Genomic DNA, 4734 nt, shown 5'->3' on the forward strand with positions numbered 1-4734 from the left:
ATCTGTCCGAACAGGAACCGACACTTGCTGGATCACCTCCTTATCCTCTGGTCCGCTATTATCTGCTTTCATGCGGCTTAATTTGTATTTCACTTTAAAAATTACGTTTGCTTCTTTATCTGTGACCTCATCTACTTTTAATACAGTTACGTATAGAAAATTGGAATCCCATTGTATACTTGCAAAATCCAAACCAACTTGTGGGTCAAGTGCTTTCGGTATATAGAGTTGTAAGCGCTCTGAACGCTTCTTCTTGCCTTCATCCCCTCTTTGCCAAGTAAAGTATTCTTTTGCAAATCCGCGCGCAAATTCAATCGCTTCTGGACGTGAGGCAAGGTTTTGTTTTTGCGTCACTTCTTTTGGAATGGTACTGGCTTTGGCTTGTGTATCTCCCTTTCCTTTTACTACAGTTGTGATGGATACAATCAGCATCCAACAAAATAGGAGCCAAAAGGCCCATTTCCCAATTAAGCGGCCTTTATAGGAAGGAAGCCTTGTGGCTTTCCTTGCCTTCCCTTGTTTACTTTCAAATGTTTTTGCAAACCACTGTTTCACCTTTTGAAGCATATTCATCCCCCTTTCAATTTCGGTACTGGCGTAAAGATCGTTCGTAGCAATCACGAGCGAATGAAGCCATGCCAACCGCGGTTGATTCATCTTTTATTTCGTTTCTTGCATAATTGATAAAATTATTAAGTTTCGTTTGACTGCCTGTGATATAGGGGAATCTAGCATGGACCACATACCGTTTGTCTCCATCCCTCCCCACTTCAAAGGACGCCCCATCTGTAGCCCGAAATTCTCTTACAAAATCCAAACCTTCCAATTCGTCCATCATGCACTCTCCCTTTCTCTTAAAGCTGCAAGGAACTTTTGTGCCTTTTCTTTGAACATCCACCCTTTGTCTATCCTTGCTTGCTCGAACATGTCATAACAGCTGATTTCACGCTCGATTTCTAACATGGCTTTTTCTTTTGTAAGCTCTACTCCATCACACTTCCATTCCAATTCATCTGTATTTAATCCAATTTCTATTTCGATAATTTTTCCGTTTTCCATCAGATAAAACTTCTGCATATATACATCTGTTTGAGACAAACAAATCTCTTGTACTTCCTCACAACCCATTCCCTCATAGATTTCCACTAGAAATTGAGCTTCAACTTCTCCCACATTTCCTCTTTCATAGGTGTTTTTATGTGTAAACATTGTCTATCTCCCCCTCATCTTTTTTACTCCTTATCTATCCAAAGGTGATGATCCGCCAACTTAGATGCAATATCCGCCATTTCATTCGGAAAAACTACTTTTATGAAAAGAATCATCCATGCTAAGAAACAGAAAATGAACATCTCCCATTTTTTTGTGTAAATTGCATACCCTATTAACACAAACATGACGATACTGATAACAAAACCTACCAAAATGGGATTTCCATATGAAGATATTAGACTAGGATTTGGCACTTTTTAGCCCCCCTTGTGATCGACCATCTTCCATATTCCCACTACGACTAGAAAGAAAAGCAAGACACCTTCCCATCCTTGCGTATAGTAAATTTCCACCACTTTACTTTTCACCGCTTCCCAGGCTTCTCGTGATCCTGGTGCTCTTTCAAATAACCAATCTGAAAAGACAACTAACAGAAAAATACTGGCGCTTATCGATAAAATAAACCGAAACACATTTTTACAGCCTCACTTTCTTCTCCGAATTCTGAATATTGCGATAAATGTTACCGAATGGGTCTTGCAATATATCTTGAAACAGTGTGATAAACACTGGTATTTCTGGACTACTTATCCCTTTTAAATAGCGAATCAATTCTTTTTCTCTACTTTCACTACCCGCGATAAATACCAGGCGCCATTGCAATATTTCATAACTCATACCAATATGCGTCCGATAATCTGCTGCTTTTCCTTCTTGTGCCATGAAATCGTTATAACGGATAATCTTTTTTTCTAATACTTCTTTTGATCCGTAAGACCGTTCCATTTCCATAAATACACCAATGTTTTTATCGATCTCTTCTTTTAATCCAATCACCGCAATTCCATCTGGGCGTATGACACGACTTTTTCCTTTTGCATATTGAAATGTGGCCCGCGGTTCGTTGATCCATTCCTTTAGTTCCAATCTTTCTTCTTGCTTCGATATTAATGTCATGGCACATTCAATTTTCGCTAACATTAAACTGTGATATACAAAGGATGCCGAGCGTTTGGACCAACTATTTTTCCAATGCACTTCCCCTCGAAATCCACGAACCATTTCAACTCCTTTTGGTGTTAAGGTATAAATGCGTTGAGGTTTCGCAACTTTTCGTTTCTGATTTCTCGATGATGTAACAGGTAAATACTCGTAACGGATATAGCCCGCTTGATCTAGCTTATATAAACGATTTGTTACAGATTTTTTTGTATAATCCACATACACCTTTTGATGAATGTACTCAATATCCAGGTAGATGTGTGTATGCAAGCTCATGAGTAGTTGTTCATCTGCAATTTGAAATAAAATGTTTCCCATGCCCCTTACTCCTTTTCCCAACTATCGAAAATGCTCACTTCTTCTTGCGGTGTATCCTCTTTTATTTCAACATTTTCTATTTCAATTGATACTGTTTGTTCTTTTTCGATTGTTGTAACAGGCTCTTTTACTGGCTTATTTTCTTTCTTTACTTCTGTTGTTGTCGTAGCTTGCTTTCGGAATGGGATAATTTGCGCTTGATGTGCGGGTTCGACTGGCTTTGTTTCGGAAACCGTTTCTTTCGCCTCTTCATGAGAAGATAGTTTCTTTTCTAACTCATCAAATCCCGATGTCACAACAGGTTCTTCTTTCGATAAGTCGACTTTTCTATCTTGTAGGTATTTACCTTTTCCATATAGAAACTCATCAATTTCCTTGTCGATTTCTGATCCTGCCTTCCCATTTTGTTGCTCTAAAGAATGAATTTTTGCTCTGGTCCATTCATTTGATGCATGAATTTCTTTTTCGTTTTTATAATTCGCCGCTTTTCCATTTGGTAAGTAGCGGTCTAATGGCGGAACACGTATAGTACACCACACATTTTTTGCCTCACCTCTGATATAATCTTGCGTTTGTATGGCTACAACTAAGTTAGGGAGGTTTTGCAAATACTCTGTACGGAATTGCTTTTGCATAATACCCTCTAACGTTTTTGCGGAATTATGACCTTGCCTACAGACAAAGTAATTTCCGCCCGCCTCTGTTAACATGTCTGTTAACTCTCTGTCTAGCTGTCCCGAAACTTGCTGGGTAATCACCCATAATCCAAATCCATGCTTCCGATCCTTTGCAATGATTTTCGGAAGAACGGGTACTGGAACGTCATGGGCTTCATCGATCACGCCTAAATGTAGTTTGGAACCATGCGGCCGTTGTTGGGCGATACGGTGATATTGATTACAAATGTAACCAACTGTAAGTAATGTATCTTCTTTTCCCATGCCCGCTAAATCGTAAAAGATCAGGTGGCCATCATCCATCCACTTCCGAATTTCTAAGGAAAAGCCTGTTTGCCCGTACATACGCTTTAAATACAACGTATTGCGGAAGATATCTAATCGGTTTAAAATCGCTTGTGTGCTGTCTTCTAACGCACTTCCCACTTCATATTTCCAAAAGTGAGAGTAATATTTTTGTTCTGGCCCTTGTAAATTGGCGATTACATTCGCTCGAAACAGTTCATCACTTATGAATAGTGGGATACTTAAAATCGTATGAATTTGGCTCTTATCACAAAGTAACGTCCCAATAATCGCCCTTAGTAATCGTTCTGTTTGTTGGGCTTGCCCTTGAATCATTAACTTAATCATTTCCATAATGGATTCAACCACTGTTTGGATATCTTCATTTGGAAAACGATGAAACAAGTTCAAAGCTGGCGGATGATCTGTGTTTCGAAAACGGATAAAGTGAACCTTGCTCCAATCAACCTGTTTCCCATCCTTTTCCGCTTTTAAGAGTCGATTCATTGCTACATATGCCAAATCTTCCGTCGGATCAAATAGAGACAATCCGCCCGCTTCATTCGGATTTTCTAGCCACTTATCAATAACACTTTGCATCAATCTCATGGCAATGGTACTTTTACCAGACCCAACTTTCCCTGTAATGTAGCCATGATTCTTGAAGAAATCTTCTCGAATTTTTACTAATCGGTCCCTAATATAGGGATGCATTACATGACCAATTGAAATGCCTTCGGCCAATAAATCATCTGGTATCATGTTTTCACCTTTATCTAGATACAAGATGTTTCGCTCTGTCTTGCTGTTTTTATCACCCGTTACATTTGGAAGATGGAACAAGTTTAATAGCTCTGATCCCGTCCAGATCATTTTTCCGTATACGGGATGTGGTACAGCTGGCATACTGCGTCTAAACCGTCTATATCTCAGCTCATTCACATCAGCCATAATACTTGCCACCATATGTCCTAAGTTCTTGATAACAGGTACACCAGGATAATAGTCACTTGCGAATGAAACAGATACTTGAAATGCGACTTCATTTTTGGCAAACCGCTTATTTAATGCGCGAATTTCTTCTTTTTCAAAGGCATCTAGCCCATGCTTTTTCTTCTTTCGAATGGCCTTTTCTGCTTTTCGAATCCCTTTTGTCAGCTGATACCCGTTATCTGGTGTAAAAGCAACATCAACCCATGTCTTTTCTTCCATTGCACTTCCTAACATCGGTAATACATCA

General features: G+C 39.3%; 7 protein-coding genes. All 7 read right to left on the reverse strand.

Features of this window, described 5'->3' with window-relative positions:
• Positions 1–567 (reverse strand): conjugal transfer protein (locus RT27_RS31455; RefSeq protein WP_043939208.1); only part of this gene is annotated, 567 nt, incomplete at its 3' end.
• 13 nt (positions 568–580) lie between these two features.
• Positions 581–838 carry a hypothetical protein gene (locus RT27_RS31460; protein WP_033691804.1) on the reverse strand — a complete coding sequence of 86 codons (258 nt, stop codon included), beginning with the start codon at positions 836–838 and terminating at the stop codon, positions 581–583.
• On the reverse strand, positions 835–1209 hold the full coding sequence (locus RT27_RS31465; protein WP_043939213.1) for a hypothetical protein: 375 nt from the start codon (positions 1207–1209) through the stop codon (positions 835–837). The genes RT27_RS31460 and RT27_RS31465 overlap by 4 nt, the downstream gene beginning before the upstream one ends.
• 23 nt (positions 1210–1232) lie before the next feature.
• The gene (locus RT27_RS31470) at positions 1233–1466 is read right to left on the reverse strand and encodes a hypothetical protein (RefSeq protein ID WP_043939215.1); all 234 of its coding nucleotides are present in this window, start codon (positions 1464–1466) and stop codon (positions 1233–1235) included.
• Positions 1467–1469: 3 nt separating this feature from the next.
• Positions 1470–1685: a hypothetical protein gene (locus RT27_RS36315; protein ID WP_043939217.1), complete on the reverse strand. Its 216-nt coding sequence runs from the start codon at positions 1683–1685 to the stop codon at positions 1470–1472.
• Between the two features lie 4 nt (positions 1686–1689).
• A complete protein-coding gene (locus tag RT27_RS31480) occupies positions 1690–2532 on the reverse strand; it encodes a replication-relaxation family protein (protein ID WP_043939219.1) in 843 nt (280 codons plus the stop codon).
• 5 nt (positions 2533–2537) lie between these two features.
• A partial coding sequence (locus RT27_RS35995) for a hypothetical protein (RefSeq protein WP_043939221.1) occupies positions 2538–4734 on the reverse strand: 2197 nt, incomplete at its 5' end.

The sequence above is a fragment of the Bacillus sp. L_1B0_5 genome (assembly GCF_000836715.1).
GTDB classification, from domain to species: Bacteria; Bacillota; Bacilli; order Bacillales; family Bacillaceae_G; genus Bacillus_A; species Bacillus_A thuringiensis_S.